Raw genomic sequence first — 16,490 nt, forward strand, 5'->3', positions numbered from 1 at the left:
CTCACTCCATATCCAGTGTAACACGGCTGTCATTTGTCGGTGAGGCTACGGCAGCCCGTTCGCACCACTGCTCCATCGTGTCCGTGCCACCCGAAAGAGACCACAGCCGCTCCATGGCGTCAGGCACGCGTGCCCAAGACTTCTTCCGTGGACCGTTCTCACCCAATTGCCACGATAGTTGATAGGCATGTAAGGCCTGATGCGGAAATACGCGTTCAAAATAGCCCGCCCGCCCCGCCAGATCTGGCTTGCGGGCGACACTGTACGGATAATCGCGGTCCCCGACAAGCGGCATGCCCCGTGATGCCATCTGAAGTCGAATCTGATGCGTTCGCCCGGTCTCCAATTCGAATGCAAACAAGACCATGTGTCCCGTGCGCGCAAGGGGAAGGGCGTGCGTTATGGCACGTTCGCCCTTGCCTTCAGGGACGACAATCCGCCGCGAAGGTTTCTCGGGATTCATTGCGAGATCGTCGACGAGATGCAGCCAAACTCCGCACGGGATGTCATTTTGCACGTAAGCCAGAGCCACATACTTGCGGTGGACGAGTCCGTGGCGCAAGGCTCTGTCCAACTGATGGTGCGCGTGCGCGTGTTTGGCAAACAAGATAGCACCCGATGTGTATTTGTCTAAGCGATGAACGGCATGGGGTGTTTGCCCTGTCTTCTGTAAGTAGTAGGCAACGCCAGCCAATAGTGAACCCGTACGCTCACGAGCCGAAGGATGTGTCAATATGCCAGCTGGCTTATTGACGACCATAACATCCTCGTCCTCGTAACAGATGTCAAGCGGCATCTGCTCGGGCGCAATCGAAGGTGACTCGTCAGGCAGTTGCCAAGAGATCAGATCTCCTCGTCGGACAATCGCCGATAGCCGCACTGGTTGGCCGTTCAGAAAAAATCCATCTTCGCGGATGATGCGCCGCAACAATCGGCGCGACAAGCCCAAGGTACTCATGAGGACGGTCGATAGTCGACGTCCCTCCAGTTCCGCAGGCACCTGATATTGCTCCACTGCCAACACCCCATAGCGGCCTTGGATTCGTCAACCAAGGCGCCGGATCGCAAAATACAAATAGATGATACCAATTGTCAGCAAGCCGCCCAAGACGGCGATGTACAACATCTTGTCGATGGTCTTCATGGCACTCACCTCGGTTTAGGTTCCGCACCCAGGCACCGACATATACGACAGCCATCCTGTTTGTATGTAGGAAGATTGGTCTATAACGAATGTGGACGGATATTTTGTAATACAGGTGACTCGCCACAGAAAGGAGGCTATGGCCTTGGTCGTACCGTTTACATTTCGCGTCGTCGGCAAAGAATCTGCGCGCTTGCCGCAACGCATGTGCGATCACGGCTGTGACTACCTCATTCAAGTGGTTGGTCCAGACGACGACGTACAATTTGAGATGTGTCCCCTTTGGGCCGAACAATTCGCAGGAGAACTGTTGAACGCAATCGAATTGAGCCATTTGTCAAATTAGCTTGTCATACCTGTCCATCTCGCGACATACATCTCTCTTTACCAGACGTTCGCAAGCCGAACGGCCTACTACAATGGAGAGGGAGATGTGTGTGATTCGACGCCGGGGATATCCCAGCTTCATCGTCAGCCTCGCATTCGTACTCGTGTGCACACTGTTGGCTCTATGTGCCAATCCCACGCCTGTTATCAGTCAACCGTTGTCCACCCGCGAACCCAGTGGACGAGCCTCGCATACAAAAGCCGAGGTCCAACCACTCGCCTATGAACCAAACCAACGTCGCTCCGTTCCGTCGCCGCAGAGTCCGCTAGAGCCGACCAGTGGTGCAGCTTTCGTGCGAGAAGTTCGTTTCATCCCGCATGCAAGTCCCACCGTGCATGTGCGTGAGACGGTTGCCGTTCAATCGGCACCACCGCACCCCAACATGAGGCAAGCGAGTTTGTGGCGTGTGGAACCTGGCGATTGTCTATGGAACATTGCACTCGCAAAACACACAACGGTTTCCGCTATCGTGCAAGAGAACCATCTGAGGTCTACCACCTTGCATATTGGACAAGTCCTGCACGTCATCGATGGCCTTGTCACCCCCCGTATACAACGTCCGAAATCGTCCAAGGCGAATTCCTCGCCGACAAAGTCCTGGCATCCCATGACCTATGTCGTTCAACCGGGAGATTCGCTTTGGAAGATCTCGCGCGAATTCGGAGTTTCGATACGCGCCATCATCAACGACAACGCCTTGTTAGGCGATGATATTCAACCGGGTCAACGGCTTGTCATTGGGCCCATGAATGCCAGTTACCACCCCACCGCGGCTAGCCGCGCCTTAATCGCCAGTGCCCCGAAGTGGCTGATTCCCATCTATCAAGCAGCAGGTCGCAAATATGACATACCGTGGACTGTTCTCGCCGCGATTCACAAGGAGGAGACAGACTTCGATACCACCGGCAACGACGTCTCGTCCGCAGGAGCCCTCGGACCCATGCAGTTTATGCCATCTACGTTCGCCATTTTCGGCGTGCCTGCACCTGGCCACAAAACGCCTAGCATCTACAACGTTGAGGATGCCATCTACTCGGCAGCCAACATGCTTCATCAAGAAGGCTTTAGTCAAGATCCCTATTACGCCGTCTACGCATACAATCATTCGACGGTCTACGTCCATGACATTCTGCACATGTCGGCTACCTGATAGCCGACGAGCGACTTGTTACTCGCCTTGGCTCAGGTGACGAAGCACCTGGGCCAAGGCTTTTTCCATGGCAATCCCTATCTCGCTGGCATCGCGAATGACGACAGTTGCCCGCCCATATAAATGTCGAATTGCCTGCATAAACTCAGGTTCCAGAGGATCGGCAATACACAAATGCAGCACCTGCATGCCGCGCGATCGCGCCCATCGTATGGCACGCTTGGTGTCCGCGATCGCATCCCGGTAATCCTCGGCCGCCGGCTGGCCATCGCTGACGACAAACAGCCACTTCTGTCGCTCTCCTCGTGCGTTAAGCCGTTGCGCGGCCAACCGAATCGCGAACCCATCGCGATTGTCCAACTGCGGTTCAAGGTCGACCAAAGCAAGCGCGGCATCGGACGATTGCGACCTTGCAAACGGAATGACATCCCACAGAAACGTCGCCGTTTCTCCCTCACCGGACGCAACAACGTGGACACTGTCTTCCCAAAAAGCACATACGCTATACGGGACGCGCAAAGTCCGCAATGTGTCCGCCAACAGGTACAGGGCTGGCTTACAAGCATCTAGGTACGGTTCCATCGATCCCGAACAGTCGACGAGAACCTGAACGGCCGCGTCATGGCGCAGTCCGGTCCGTCGCCTGTGCTCAAACAGGCGCGGCCACCGTTCGGTCGCAACTCGCTCGAGGCGTCTGCCGAGTCGGCCATACTGAAATCCTCCAGCCAATGCATTTTGTTCGCGCCAAAACGAGTGGTAAAACGCACGCAACAAACGGCGCTTCGCACCCTTGGTACCTTCTTTCCAGAGTTGCACGGCACTCATCGCCTCTCGCGAAGGCGGGCGCCAACCCCTTTCGATGACACGCGGCGCTTTGGTCGCAACGTCGGAATCGGGCGCCGACTCGTGCACCGCTTCGCGCACCTCGATCTCTGAGCCATCCTCGCGCTTTTCGCCGACGATCCGCCCGCGGCGCGAAGTGCCTTCGTACTGCTGCAACGAGCCTAGGCGACCACTCCAACCGCCACCCGTTTGCGTGGCGCCCTCCGCATCATCCATCTGCAATCCAGCCGCTCGATTGCTGTCCTGACGCTGTGTCCAGGCTGGCATTGTCTGATCTTCATGGCTGTCCTCGCCATGTAGCGCAGATTCGGCACTTCTATCGGCGCGATCGCGCCCGCTATCGTTCGCCTGCCCAACTGCCCCTACCTGCAACGAGCCCGCCAAGCTGTAATCGAACCATTGCGCATCCAAATCGACCATGGGCTGGTTGGTGGCGGCCAGCCTCTCTTGCACCAAGCGCAGCGCCAACAAGGCTGCCGCTTCGCTTGTCGGGCAACCCGCGGCAAGTGCGTACCAATTGCCGGTCGGATCCGTTAAGCCGTTGTAGAGCTCCGCAAAACAGACGTTACCCAGACGACCATCACGCTCCCACGCCGGGATCTGTCGGGTGAACAGGTTCCTGTAAAACGCGGTGCGACTTGCAAAGTTGTGTGCTGTTCCAGGACGCTGGCGCGTCAGCCGGGCCATGATGCGAACGTCCTCGACGGCGCACATGAACTGCCAGACCAGCATGGGCACGCCTGTCGCATCAGCCTTGGCCTTCGCCTGAATCATGGCGGTCCTATCGGTGAACCACTTGCTTCCGGCAGCCCGCAGGTACACGTCAGCCATTGTACAGGCCATTCGCTCTTCGCCCGTCAGGCCTTGATACGCCGTGGTGATTTGCAAGATGCCGTCTTCTTCGCGCCATACCGAAACAGGGCCAAACTCGCAGCGCACGTGTTCATCGCGACTCAGGACGACGGCTAGGTCCGTGAGATGAACGCGTTCGCGTACGTCGTCGAGTTCACTGGTAAAGCGAAAAACGCTTCGCATTCGTCTTCATCCCCGGTCCACGCCGAAATAGCCGGCCGCAAGCTGCATCACCAGATCTTGCTCCCGCTCATCGTCGAGTTTCGCCGCAATAGCGCGCCGAACAGCTCGCAGTGGCGGAATGTGGGCAGCGAGATCGCAAGCATCGAGGAGAGCGCGAATGGAGGCAGCTTCCTCGCTCACTTCGCCAGTGCGCACGGCGGCGACCAGATCGCCTGAGAGGTCGGTGAAAAGGCGAATCTGATCCGTGTCGCGCAGTTCCGATTGGCGCTCGATCAGCGCCGCCAAGCTCGCCCCCTGGATGTAAGGCACATCGACGACCACAAAGCGATTCTTGAGTGCCTCGTTCATCGGCGCAGTGCCGACATACCCCTCATTGATGGCCGCGATCACGCGAAATTGATGGTGCGCTGTAATGGTTTCGGCTGTGAATGGATTGCTGAGTTGTCTACGGTAGTCCAGAACACCGTTTAGGATAGGCAAGGCCTCAGGCCGCGCCATATTGATCTCGTCAATGTAGAGTAAGTGGCCACGACGCATAGCACGTACGACAGGGCCCTCGACATAGCGAATCACGCTTTTTTCATCTTCGACGGCAAGTGTCTTAAAGCCTAAAAGTGCTTCAGCATCGAGATCGACCGAACAGTTGATGGACTCCATCGGCAACCGTAGGCGCGCGGCTAGGGATTCTGCGAGGCGGGTCTTGCCACTGCCCGTGGGTCCGCGCAGAAGCAGATTTTTGCCAAGCGCAACCGCGGTCAGCGCGTCCTCAAGAAGCGCAGGGTCTGCGCTGTAATAGGTATCCTCAGCGTTCCCGGCGCGATAAGCCTGCACGAGTCCATGCTCCAACGCGATGTCCATATCGTCAAACGTCCAGGCACGCTCCATGGACAATCCCTCCTACTACATGGGTCAACCTGTACCACTGTCCGCCATCGGCCCGCCTGTGTCAAGAGCGCCCTTCTCCTATGCACTGAGGCTACATCGTGCATACGGGCGTCTGTCTGAGCCACTCGGGACGAAACGGACGTAGGATACTGCAGAAATTCGAAGAGGGGGTGTCATCATGTACGGCGTATTTGGCGGATACACGCAATGGGCTGTCGTGTTCCTCATCATCTTCGTACTGTTCTTCCTGCTCGTTCCGGGCTACGGTGCTGCCGCAGCCTACTGAGTTCCGGGGCCGCCGCCCATTGGGGCGGGCGGCCCACTTTCATAAAGGGTACAGAAAGGAGGTACAAGCTATGTGCACGCGTGCACAGTGCGAGCGTGCCGTCGGCCAATGGGTACGCTTTCAGACGCCCTGGGGAACACATCGCGGCGTGATCGAACAAGTGACCGGGAACGGCGTGCTGGTCCGAGTTCCTCGTTCCTACGCTCCGGTTGGCTTGGCATCAGGATCGGACGAAGACCGCTTAGACGTGACCTTGGCGCAATGGGGTTACGGCTATCCTTATGCGCGCCCATACGGACGCTGGGGTTATCCGGGTTACGGTTACTGGTATGGCGGCTGGTGGTGGTGGTGGCTCGCCTTCGCTTGGATTTTCTGGCTCGCATTTCTTTGGTAGAACTTCGCGTATGGCAGGGCGCCAACAGGCGTCCTGCTATGATTTAGAACCCATAGGTTCCTATCATGGACATCCATTCCACTTGTACATAAGCTGTCGTACAACCGCATCCACCACATCGTTGAGGAGGGAAAGTTATGTTTACATTGGCAGGCGCAGACCTGGCACGTTTCCTACTCGCCACGGTCATTTTGCTCGCCGCCGCTCACCTGCTCGGCTTTCTTGCCGAGAAGCTGGCAATTCCGCGCGTGATTGGCGAAGTAGCCGGAGGTGTATTGCTGGGCCCGACGTGTATCGGAACACTATTCCCGAGTTTCTTTCACTGGTTGTTCCTCGGCTTTTCGTCGGAAGGGAATCTATTCGGTTTCGTGTATTACATCGGCGAACTCCTGCTTCTCTACACGGCAGGACTCAAGTTCCAAGCGCGATTTGCGCGATCGGACGTGAAAACGGGCATTGCCATCATTATTGGCTCGACCGTGATCCCATTTCTCGTCGGTTGGTTCGCCACGCGCCTGTTCAACCCAGCACAGTTCCTTGGCCCTGATCACAACTTGCTGGCGTTGAAAATCGTCGTCGCGATATCGATCGCTGTCACATCCATTCCGGTGATCTCGAAAATCTTTTCCGATCTCGGAATTATGCACTCACGATTTGCAAAAATCATTGTCACAATCGCAGGCGTCCACGACATCATCCTCTGGGTAGCCCTGGCCATCGCCGCCGGTTTAGTATCCGGCCACGGCACAAGCATTAACGCTTGGGTGGTATCGAAGAGTCTCGTTGTCACCTTTGCCTTCCTGGCCGTCTGTATCGGCGTCATGCCATGGCTGTTGCGAAAAGTGACATCGAATCGGGCAAACATTTTGTTCCGCGCTTCGTTCCTCGGCTACTTTTTGATTATCCTGTTCGCATTGTCGGATATCGCAGGGTATCTTGGGGTGGACGTTATGTATGGAGCGCTGTTGGCAGGGGTGGCGACGAAATTCAGCTTGCCCGACCGTTGGTTCGTGCGCCTCGAAGAAAGCGTGCAAGGCATATCGTTCTCTCTATTCATTCCACTTTATTTTGCGATTGTCGGTCTGCAGCTCAATCTCGTGAAAGACTTTAACCTCGGCTTCTTTGTGTTGTACCTGCTCTTTGCAACTGTGGTACAAAGTGTCGTGGTATACCTGACCTGTCGCATCATCCGCAGCGATCGACTGACGAGCGCCAATTTTGCGGCCGCCATGAACGCCCGCGGCGGTCCTGGCATCGTTCTCTCGTCCACGGCATTTTCGCTCGGAATTATCAACCAGACCTTTTACGCCATTTTGGTAATGCTGGCGCTGATCACGTCATGGATGGCTGGAACGTGGCTCCGGATGATCCTCATGCGCGGAAAACGCTTGATGCCGGGCGACGAGCATCTTGTGGTACAAAAAGTTCAACAAGACCTCTGGCTCAGCGAACACGCCGAAACACCATCTTCACCGCAACTTTGACCGCGAAAGCTCCCCACTGCCTGAGGCGCCATTACGGCGCCTCAGGGTATGAAAACGGCCAGGCTACACACGTTAAAGCGTGATCGCCAAGACGTTAAGGGGGGCTTTTGCCTTGGTTTTTACCATTTGGATTATCACCATTTTCTGTGCCGCTGCAGCCATCATCCTGATTACGCGAGGACGCCGGCGCAGCAAATGAGTTTCACTCGTCTTCTTCGATTCGGCACAAGATGGTGTCCATCGTTGCATATTGGCCTGCTTCGATGACAATTTCGCGCAGTGTTCCGCTGACCTCTGACGGTACTTCGACCGTGACCTTGTCTGTCGTTACCTCGAGCAACGGTTCGTCGCGCTCCACGCGATCGCCGACGGACTTGAGCCACGTGGTAACGAGAGCCTTCGTCACCGAATCGCCAAGTTGCGGCAGTCGAACGTCTAGCATGGGATGGACCTCCTCGTTACAAATGCCGGAGCCGGATGGGCTCGGCGAAAATATGCATTGCCTGTGCTTCGGTCAGCTGGTGATCGTCTACCATGTTTTCAAGGACGATCCGCTGGCGTTCGCGCGCGAGTGTAAAGTTTGTGAACGGATCATACGCGGAAGGGGCGTTCGGAAGCCCTGCAAGCATCGTCAGCTCGCCTTCGTTGCACTCGCCTGGCGTCCGTCCAAAGTAGGTTTCACAGGCATTATACAATCCGTAGGCACCGTGTCCAAAATAAATCACGTTGCTGTAAAGGGAAAACACTTCGTGTTTTGACATGGTGTCGTACAGTCCAATCGCGTAGAAGGCCTGTAAAAGTTTGCGTCGCAGTGTCTTTTGCTTGGTGAGAATTGTATTGTCGACAAGCTGTTGCGTGATCGTCGAGCCACCCTCAACATAGCCGTCCTGTTCAATATCGACCACCAAACTGCGAGCGATGCCGATTGGGTCAATCCCGGGATCGGTCGCAAAGCGCCTATCTTCTGTGGCAATCATAGCCTCGCGAAAGGCAACGGGAATCTGCTCGTATGTCAGAGCATGCACGCCGTGTGCTTGCATCCGCAGCGCTGCCGCCGCGCGCACGCGATCCGCAACGCGGAAGCCATAATGAAAGTACAAATTCGCTCCGCCAAAGCACACGACGATGGCCAAAATGATACGAATCACCCACCGTCTCAAGACCCCACCGCCAGGGGCACCCTACGGGCGCCGCAAGTTTTTTCGGATGATGCCGTTCAAGTAGGCGAGGATTCCATGTCGCGTAAGCAATCCCACAAACCGCTCATCATCGTCTTCGACGCAGAGGAATGGGGCATCAATGCTCATTTGCAGTGCCCGCAAAAATGTGTCGTCGTGATGAATTCTATGAAAATCTGTCCGCATGACGTCCGCGACAGTAAACTGTGACAAAGCCTCAAACTCGATTCGTTCCAGGCCGAGAATTCGATCCAGGATCAGCGTCTTGCTGATGATGCCTACTACACGACCAGCGCTGTCGACCACCGGAATCGCCGAGTAACCTGATTTGATCAGGACGAGTAGAGCGTGCTCGGCACTGTGTGCAGGATGTACACACGCAACGTCTTCTGCATCGATGATCAAGCGTGCGATGTCCTCGTGCTGTAGAGTGAACTCTTGCATAGACGCCATAGATGAACTAATCTCCCTTCAGCCGCTCGTCGGCGACCTCATGGTGTCGGATTGTATTTTACCAGAAATCAGACGCCGCCGATATGGCGACGTCAATCGCGAACCCTTATACATCTGGTCCAATCCGACGACGAGCGATAGCGGGAGGTGGCACTTCAACTTCATCCTGTGGCCGATGTGCAATCTCCGGCGCAACACCGCCGTCCTGTTGTAGGCGGTCAATCCCGTCGAATACAGAATCCAGGAACAGTTCGCTGCCATGCGCTTGATTTCCATCAGGCACGGGCGTGCCGTGCGCGCGGTTTGTGTCCGTCATCGCGACGTCTCGCCTCCTCCATTGCGATCCCGCTTGTTAGCGTGACCGGAGACGGCTTCCGTTATACGAACTGACGTACCATACGAATACAAAGTTCATTCGACAGCTTCCGCTTTGACGTAAATAAAGGGTTTGCTTGGGCGCAGTCCGCTCAGCGATAGTCCCAGCAATTGTTCGGTACTGCCGACAAATAAGACGCCACCTGGTCGTAGGGACGCAGCAAAGCGACGAACCAAAAGCTGTTTTGTCTCCTCGGTAAAATAAATCAACACATTGCGGCATATGATCAAGTCGAGATCGGTGGGATAAGGATCGGACAACAGATTGTGTTGACGAAATTGGACTACCTGACGAATCTCATCGCGGACTCGATAGCCACTACCCTGCTGATGAAAATATCGGTGTCGTAGCCGATCGTCGACCTCGCGCAGTTGCGTCTGCACGTATTCACCGCGGCGAGCCTTATCCAACACGCGCAGGTCGATATCCGTAGCTAGGATAGTCGCCCGTACGTTCATTTCCGCGAGTAAAATGGCCAAAGAGTAAGGTTCTTCACCCGTTGAACAAGCCGCACTCCAAGCCTGAATCGACTGTCCCATGCCCTGCACAACAGCCTGCAAATCCTTCCAGCGATCGGGGTTGCGAAAGAATTCCGAGACGTTAATGGTCATTCTATCCAAGAGTTCGTCAAGTAACTCCGGCTTCCCACGCATAGCTTGTACATAGCTAGGAAAATCAGAATAGCCGCGCCGATCGCGCAGGCTAGTTAACCGACGTTCCATTTGCGGCCGCTTGTAATGCGACAAGTCGATGCCTGTTAACGCTCGAAATGCGTTTACAAACCATTCGAACTCATCCATGAACATCCTCCACTCCCATTTGCGCGAGGTGGTTGGGAATGCCGAGATCGAAGCCGTTTTTGGGCATAGCTCTAAGCGGTGGAACGCTTAAAGCTGCAGCCCATGCAGGCGTCCTCGCTGCACTTGAGCGAATTGGTGTACAACCGGATGCCATTGCTGGTACAAGTGCTGGTTCCCTTGTCAGCGCCTTATACGCGCACGGCTATCGCACCGAGGCATTTCACAAATTGCTTCTCGCGTTTCCTGGATTCAAGCTGATTGACTATGGCTTTCCTGTTTGGTCTTCACTTTGGACCCTCGCCAAAGCGCAAATCGGGTTTAAATCCCCGCTTCCCACCGTACCTGCCGGGCTTATTCAGGGCAAAAAATTTACGATGTACATTCAGCGTTTACTTTCAGGGCGCCGACTGCAAATCCCTCTATACGTTGTGGCAACAGATTTACTATCTGGTCACCCTGTCGTCTTTTCCGCCTTGCAACAACGCGCCGATACGTTTGCTACGACATCTGACTTAGCACGCGCCATCGCAGGAAGTTGTGCACTTCCTGGCGTCTTCTCGCCTGTCCCGCTCGATGGATACCTGCTTGTGGACGGTGCCATGCGACACTACGTACCTGTCTCGGTATTGGAACGAATCGGTTGCGACAAAATCATTGCGGTCAACCTGTACCGTTTGCCAAGCCGTTATGAGCCCAGGACATTCGTCGACGTGCTCGCGCGATCGTTCGATATTCTCTTGCGCGAGTCTATCGATAACGACATGGCACCAAGTTCGCGGTTATTCGTCGTCGAACCAGATATGAGTCGCGTCCGTTGGCGCACATTTCGGCAGATGTCGGAATGCGTAAAGTTAGGCGAACAAGCCGTTTACGAACAAGCGGACCAAATTCGAGCATTTCTGCAGAACGGCTAACCGCAGTTAGGATGAAAAAAGCCCGCGCCTAGCGCGGGCTGAACGACACCATGTCGACGATTACGCGAGCCACACATCGACTGCTTTGTCGTACGAGACGGTACCTTCGCTGAACCAAAGCTCAATTTCACGAGCTGCGCTTTCCGGCGAATCGGAACCATGCACAATATTCATGCCAATGGTCAAACCAAAATCGCCGCGAATGGTGCCCGGAGCAGACTCAGCGGGATTCGTCTTCCCCATCAACGTACGGGCTACCGAAATCGCATTCTCCCCTTCCAAAACCATGGCGAATACGGGGGATGAGGTGATGAACGACACCAATTCTCCAAAGAACGGGCGCTCGCGATGTTCTGCATAATGCTGTTCAGCAAGTGATTGCGGTACGCTCATCAGCTTCGCTGCGACCAACTTCAGGCCCTTTCGCTCGAAGCGACCCAGTACCTCCCCAATCAAGCCACGCTGAACGCCGTCGGGCTTGACCATGACAAACGTCTTTTCCACTGCCATACGGACAACTCCTCATCTGGGCTCTAGAAATCGAGTCCGCCGAACGTATCGGCGGCTATGTAGACGGCGTTATTGTACGGAAATCGACCCGGAAGTTCAAGTGAGCATTAAAATGTCCGATCCGCCAAGAACAATGTCAGAGTGGTCAGTTGTTGACGAACCGATACACGTGAGACAGCTTGTAGTGCCAATAAAGCCTTGGCAATGTACCAATCGGCCACCCGTTTCGCCTCGCCAAGTGCACCCGATCCAACAATTAAATCAATAGCTTCCGTCGCGTCGTGTGCCGACATCGCTGGATGCACAAGTTCTTGCAAGCGCTTCGCCAAGCCGGGATTGCGCAAGGCGAGCAAGGCTGGCAACGTAATGTTGCCTTGTCGCAAATCCCCACCCACGGGCTTGCCAACAACTTCTGCAGAACCGGTAAAATCGAGCACATCATCGATAACTTGAAACGCCATACCTGTGTAATAGCCGAAACGGCGCAGAGCGTGCACCTCTTCGTTGCGCCCCCCGCCGACAAGTGCTCCAAGCCCGCAACTCAACGCAATCAGCAACGCAGTTTTGCGCTGTATACGCCGGAAATACGTCTTAAAACCTTGCGACCAATTATAAAAGTCTTGAATCTGCTCAATTTCTCCTTGGCACATTTTGACGATGCCGTTGGCCATGGCGCGATGGACCTCTTGGTTATCCACTTCAGCAAGCAATTGAATCGCCCTGGCAAACAGATAGTCCCCGGTATACATAGCCGCAAGATTGCCGAAGGCACTACGCACAGTAGGACGACCGCGCCGCAACGCCGCTTGGTCGATCACGTCATCGTGCACGAGCGTGGCCATATGTGTCATTTCAAGGGCAGCGGCAATTTTGGCCACATCATCGGAAACATTCTCGCCAACGGTCCCACAAATCAGCGCAAACAACGGACGGATACGTTTTCCTCCAGCTTCCAAAAGCTGCTCACCGGCAGATGTCAGTTCCGCCTGATTCGATCTCGCCCGTTCTTTTAAAATCTGCTCGACCTGCTCCAGGCGCGGACGATACTCTTCATAAATTTGTTGAAAATCCACGTCTTCGTCTCTCATTTCCAGCCGATATGAAGTGCGGCAATCCCGAACGTCAATGGGTAGCTACGCACATGAGACAAGCCAACGCTGCGGAATATGTCCTCCAGCTGATGTCGATCAGGAAAATCTGTCAACGACTCAGGTAACCAGGCGTACGGAGCCCTATCTCCCACTACAAGCTGACCGATGCGCGGAAGGATATTGTAAAAATAAAAATAGTAAAGCTTTCGAAACCAGACCATGTCCGGTTTGGATAGTTCAAGCGAGACGACGACACCGCCAGGCCTGACCACCCTCATCATCTCACGCAAACAACCTTCTACATTGGGTACGTTGCGCAACGCAAAGCCGATGGTCGCAATGTCGAACGTATCGTCAGCGAAGGGCAAGTCCATCGCATTGCCATGGATGAATTGAATTTTGTCCTTGTCGGGCGATGTGGCAAGGCGCTCCTTAGCGACATCCAACATCGCTTCTGTAAAGTCGAGACCGACGACTCGCCCCTCTGATCCAACGCGGCGAGCCATGGCAAACGTCCAAGCTCCCGTTCCTGCGGCGACGTCGAGAATATGCGAGTTCGACTGAATAGGGAGTTGCCGCATCGCAAAATTCCGCCACAGACGATGTTGCTGAAAGCTAAGCACTGAATTCATCGTATCGTACTGTCGCGCAATCTTGGAAAAGACATCGTGCACATATGTAGCCTTGTCGCCTTGCATGTCAACCTTTCCCTTCCGCCAACTGCAAATCCCGAACCGTCTCCCGGATCGGCCCGAAATATTCAACCAGGAAACTGTATAAAGGGTTTGTCAAGGCACCTCCTGCAACCATCTCTAACTGCTCGAGCGAGTGCGACAGCCATTCCGAAGCCTGCCGGGTCGTCAGTCTCTTTGAGAAACGATGTGCACGCAACTCGTCCTGTACAATGTAAGCCTGCACCAGGGAATCAATATGTAACATCCACTGGCCGTCTTCACCCAAGTAGTGACGGGCCAATGCTTTAAGCAACTGTCCTTCGACGACTTTCATCAACCGCATGTATTCATTGGTGGATAGCGGCGAAGTGCTCAGTAACAGAGCCATCTTTGCCTCGTTGATCTGGACAACCGCTTCGCATAGGCTGTACATCAACGCACTGTCGCCAACACCGGCCAAAATGTAATAATATTTACTGCTGTCATAATCGCCGGCCAGCACGATGAGACCTTGATCGGACGATTGGCAGCGATCGACGTCGTCATGAATCGACAATCCTTGTTCAAGCAGAAGCAACGCGGTTAGTACCTGTTCGACCTCGTCATCCTTTACGGCTGCGGCGGATAGTATCGCGTAACCGGCGTCGAAGTGAAATCGACTAACCGCTTGGCGGACGTTTCGGATTGTCAAGTAGCCGTGGTGCATATGCGTCAAAGCCTTTCGCTCAACGCGTCTGAACATCGCTTCCTTACTGTCCGTCAAGCCGATTTCATCTCCTTAGCACCCAGACCAGGCCGCCCGATGTATACTGCGGTTAGTATACCATAAAGTCGTGGTCCTCACGTTTCGTCCCCACCATCGGTGCGAATTTGGCCATAGCTGGTGTACAACACTGCTTTTCCCCGTATTTTCATCGCGGACGTATGCTCTGTAAATTGTGCGATCATCACTTCGTTTTTATCCAGTTTTTCGGAATGGTGAAAGCGAGTTTGTGCGCCGCGCGTCATGCCGATGACCTGAACACCATTCTCCAAGGCGCGTATCACAAAATAATCTCCTGATACGGACGAGTCTGACACACGGAGGCCCCCTTTTACCAAAATAGGCTGAAAAACAACGAAAACCAGCGTATATCACGCTGGTTTGTGGTCGGAATGACGGGATTCGAACCCGTGACCTCTACCTCCCCAAGGTAGCGCGCTACCAGGCTGCGCCACATCCCGCTGTGGACATCATGATGAATTGTGTGGCTCAAATCTCCCTCAAGCCTCAACCATTGTAGCACGTCTCTACGCCGAACGCAAGGTACAAATGAGCCTGGGGTGAAGTCACCCCAGGCCGTCATCATAGAATAATAGCTATTAAACCTCCGCTGCCTTCATTGATGATGCGCTGTAGCGTCTCCTTCAACTTGAACTGCGCGTTTTCGGGCATCAGTGAAAGCTTTGCAGAGATACCTTCGCGGACAATGGCCGCCAACGACTTGCCAAAGATATCACTTTCCCAAATCTTCAGCGGATCCTTCTCGAAATCCTGCATCAAGTAACGAACCAGCTCTTCCGACTGCTTCTCCGTGCCGACGATGGGTGCGAATTCGCTCTCGACATCGACGCGAATCATGTGAATCGACGGTGCTGTCGCCTTCAGCCGAACCCCAAAACGAGAACCTTGCTTGATCAATTCTGGTTCGTCTAGCGTCATTTCCTCGAGAGCCGGCGGTGCAATTCCGTATCCAGTCAGGCGAACCATGCGGAGGGCATCTGCAACTTTGTCATACTCTTTCTTTGCGTAGGTAAACTCCTTCATCATTCGCAGCAATTGATCGCGCCCTGTAATCTGCACGCCGACAACTTCAGTCAAGACCTGATCGTACAGTTCGTCTGGCGCATCCAGTTCGATGACGGCAATTCCTTGCCCCATATCCATATGCGACAGCCCTGCCGCCGACACGAAGCTGTACTGCCCAAACTGTGCGACAACCCGATCGATGTCGCGAATACGGCGGATGTCCTGAATGGTTTCGCGCACCGACTCGTGGAACTGCCGGCGCAACCAATGTTCCTCGTCGAGAACCATGACCCAGTTCGGCAGATTCACGTTCACTTCTTTAACCGGGAACTCGTACAAAGCCTCTCGCAGGACATAGTGAATTTCGTGCGTCGTAAGCGTTGCGCAGGAAAGTGCGATGACAGGGACGTCGTATTTCGCAGCCAGTTCGTCACGCAGGTCTTGTGCACGTGGATGATCCGGGTTCACGGAGTTGACCAGAATCACGAAGGGCTTACCGAGTTCTTTGAGTTCGGCGACAACTCGCTCTTCGGCCTCGACGTAACCTTCGCGCGGGATCTCAGCTACCGATCCGTCAGTGGTCACCACTATACCGATTGTGGAATGATCCGCAATAACCTTGCGCGTGCCAATTTCAGCAGCCTCTTGAAAAGCGACCGGTTCGTCAAACCATGGCGTTGTCACCATGCGCGGCCCATTTTCATCTTCATAGCCACGCGCACCGTCAACAGCATAGCCAACGCAGTCGACAATTCGTATATTGACATCCAAGCCTTCTGCAACGCTCACTTCAACCGCTTGGTTGGGTATAAATTTGGGCTCGGTCGTCATAATGGTTCGACCCGCCGCACTTTGCGGGAGCTCGTCGGTAGCGCGAACGCGTTCGCTCTCGTCCTTAATATTAGGAATGACGATAAGCTCCATAAACTTTTTGATAAAGGTCGACTTGCCAGTGCGCACGGGGCCGACCACGCCGAGGTAGATATCTCCCCCCGTCCGCTCAGCAATGTCCTTAAAGACGTCGAATTTTTCCACGCTTCTCCCTCCTCAAGATGACCGGCGTAGACTGCACCAAACGCATGCCTTGCCCCGGCCC

19 protein-coding genes and 1 tRNA gene are annotated in these 16,490 nt (G+C 54.6%); 5 read left to right on the top strand and 15 right to left on the bottom strand.

Going from position 1 to position 16,490, the window contains the following annotated elements:
* Position 1: 1 nt before the first annotated feature.
* A complete protein-coding gene (locus QMF38_RS04255; protein ID WP_281758791.1) occupies positions 2-1,015 on the bottom strand; it encodes an RluA family pseudouridine synthase in 1,014 nt (337 codons plus the stop codon).
* A 268-nt stretch (positions 1,016-1,283) separates the two neighbouring features.
* Between QMF38_RS04255 and QMF38_RS04260 the strand changes: the two genes are divergently transcribed.
* Positions 1,284-1,490, top strand: a complete 207-nt coding sequence (locus QMF38_RS04260; RefSeq protein WP_006447523.1) for a hypothetical protein — start codon at positions 1,284-1,286, stop codon at positions 1,488-1,490.
* 85 nt (positions 1,491-1,575) lie between these two features.
* Positions 1,576-2,682, top strand: coding sequence for a LysM peptidoglycan-binding domain-containing protein (locus tag QMF38_RS04265; protein WP_281758792.1), 1,107 nt, complete (start codon positions 1,576-1,578; stop codon positions 2,680-2,682).
* Positions 2,683-2,700: 18 nt separating this feature from the next.
* Here QMF38_RS04265 and QMF38_RS04270 read toward each other — a convergent pair whose 3' ends face one another.
* On the bottom strand, positions 2,701-4,560 hold the full coding sequence (locus QMF38_RS04270; RefSeq protein ID WP_281758793.1) for a cobaltochelatase CobT-related protein: 1,860 nt from the start codon (positions 4,558-4,560) through the stop codon (positions 2,701-2,703).
* Positions 4,561-4,566: 6 nt separating this feature from the next.
* Positions 4,567-5,445 carry an ATP-binding protein gene (locus QMF38_RS04275; protein WP_281758794.1) on the bottom strand — a complete coding sequence of 293 codons (879 nt, stop codon included), beginning with the start codon at positions 5,443-5,445 and terminating at the stop codon, positions 4,567-4,569.
* Positions 5,446-5,801: 356 nt separating this feature from the next.
* Between QMF38_RS04275 and QMF38_RS04280 the strand changes: the two genes are divergently transcribed.
* A complete protein-coding gene (locus QMF38_RS04280; RefSeq protein ID WP_040290038.1) occupies positions 5,802-6,125 on the top strand; it encodes a hypothetical protein in 324 nt (107 codons plus the stop codon).
* Between the two features lie 137 nt (positions 6,126-6,262).
* Positions 6,263-7,609: a cation:proton antiporter gene (locus tag QMF38_RS04285; RefSeq protein ID WP_281758795.1), complete on the top strand. Its 1,347-nt coding sequence runs from the start codon at positions 6,263-6,265 to the stop codon at positions 7,607-7,609.
* Positions 7,610-7,811: 202 nt separating this feature from the next.
* Here QMF38_RS04285 and QMF38_RS04290 read toward each other — a convergent pair whose 3' ends face one another.
* From QMF38_RS04290 to QMF38_RS04310, 5 genes are all read right to left on the bottom strand, one after another.
* The gene (locus QMF38_RS04290; protein WP_281758796.1) at positions 7,812-8,051 is read right to left on the bottom strand and encodes a biotin/lipoyl-containing protein; all 240 of its coding nucleotides are present in this window, start codon (positions 8,049-8,051) and stop codon (positions 7,812-7,814) included.
* Positions 8,052-8,067: 16 nt separating this feature from the next.
* On the bottom strand, positions 8,068-8,769 hold the full coding sequence (locus QMF38_RS04295; protein ID WP_281758797.1) for a biosynthetic peptidoglycan transglycosylase: 702 nt from the start codon (positions 8,767-8,769) through the stop codon (positions 8,068-8,070).
* A gap of 21 nt (positions 8,770-8,790) precedes the next feature.
* Complete coding sequence (cbpB, locus tag QMF38_RS04300) at positions 8,791-9,231, bottom strand: cyclic-di-AMP-binding protein CbpB (RefSeq protein ID WP_006447515.1); 441 nt, start codon at positions 9,229-9,231, stop codon at positions 8,791-8,793.
* Positions 9,232-9,346: 115 nt separating this feature from the next.
* A complete protein-coding gene (locus QMF38_RS04305) occupies positions 9,347-9,556 on the bottom strand; it encodes a hypothetical protein (RefSeq protein ID WP_006447514.1) in 210 nt (69 codons plus the stop codon).
* A 95-nt stretch (positions 9,557-9,651) separates the two neighbouring features.
* Positions 9,652-10,416: a CheR family methyltransferase gene (locus QMF38_RS04310; protein WP_281758798.1), complete on the bottom strand. Its 765-nt coding sequence runs from the start codon at positions 10,414-10,416 to the stop codon at positions 9,652-9,654.
* A 38-nt stretch (positions 10,417-10,454) separates the two neighbouring features.
* Between QMF38_RS04310 and QMF38_RS04315 the strand changes: the two genes are divergently transcribed.
* A complete protein-coding gene (locus QMF38_RS04315; RefSeq protein WP_281758799.1) occupies positions 10,455-11,330 on the top strand; it encodes a patatin-like phospholipase family protein in 876 nt (291 codons plus the stop codon).
* Between the two features lie 60 nt (positions 11,331-11,390).
* Here QMF38_RS04315 and ndk read toward each other — a convergent pair whose 3' ends face one another.
* From ndk to spoIVA, 7 genes are all read right to left on the bottom strand, one after another.
* The gene (gene ndk / locus QMF38_RS04320; RefSeq protein WP_281758800.1) at positions 11,391-11,840 is read right to left on the bottom strand and encodes a nucleoside-diphosphate kinase; all 450 of its coding nucleotides are present in this window, start codon (positions 11,838-11,840) and stop codon (positions 11,391-11,393) included.
* A gap of 107 nt (positions 11,841-11,947) precedes the next feature.
* The gene (locus QMF38_RS04325; protein WP_281758801.1) at positions 11,948-12,913 is read right to left on the bottom strand and encodes a polyprenyl synthetase family protein; all 966 of its coding nucleotides are present in this window, start codon (positions 12,911-12,913) and stop codon (positions 11,948-11,950) included.
* An 11-nt stretch (positions 12,914-12,924) separates the two neighbouring features.
* A complete protein-coding gene (locus QMF38_RS04330; protein WP_281758802.1) occupies positions 12,925-13,629 on the bottom strand; it encodes a demethylmenaquinone methyltransferase in 705 nt (234 codons plus the stop codon).
* Position 13,630: 1 nt separating this feature from the next.
* A complete protein-coding gene (locus QMF38_RS04335; protein WP_058095570.1) occupies positions 13,631-14,368 on the bottom strand; it encodes a heptaprenyl diphosphate synthase component 1 in 738 nt (245 codons plus the stop codon).
* A gap of 77 nt (positions 14,369-14,445) precedes the next feature.
* Positions 14,446-14,685 carry a trp RNA-binding attenuation protein MtrB gene (gene mtrB, locus QMF38_RS04340; RefSeq protein WP_006447507.1) on the bottom strand — a complete coding sequence of 80 codons (240 nt, stop codon included), beginning with the start codon at positions 14,683-14,685 and terminating at the stop codon, positions 14,446-14,448.
* Positions 14,686-14,752: 67 nt separating this feature from the next.
* Positions 14,753-14,829: transfer RNA gene (locus QMF38_RS04345), tRNA-Pro, on the bottom strand.
* A gap of 121 nt (positions 14,830-14,950) precedes the next feature.
* A complete protein-coding gene (spoIVA, locus tag QMF38_RS04350) occupies positions 14,951-16,429 on the bottom strand; it encodes a stage IV sporulation protein A (protein WP_040290023.1) in 1,479 nt (492 codons plus the stop codon).
* Between the last annotated feature and the right edge of the window lie 61 nt (positions 16,430-16,490).

Origin of the sequence: Alicyclobacillus hesperidum subsp. aegles (assembly GCF_027923525.1) — a bacterium.
Classification (GTDB): Bacteria; Bacillota; Bacilli; order Alicyclobacillales; family Alicyclobacillaceae; genus Alicyclobacillus; species Alicyclobacillus aegles.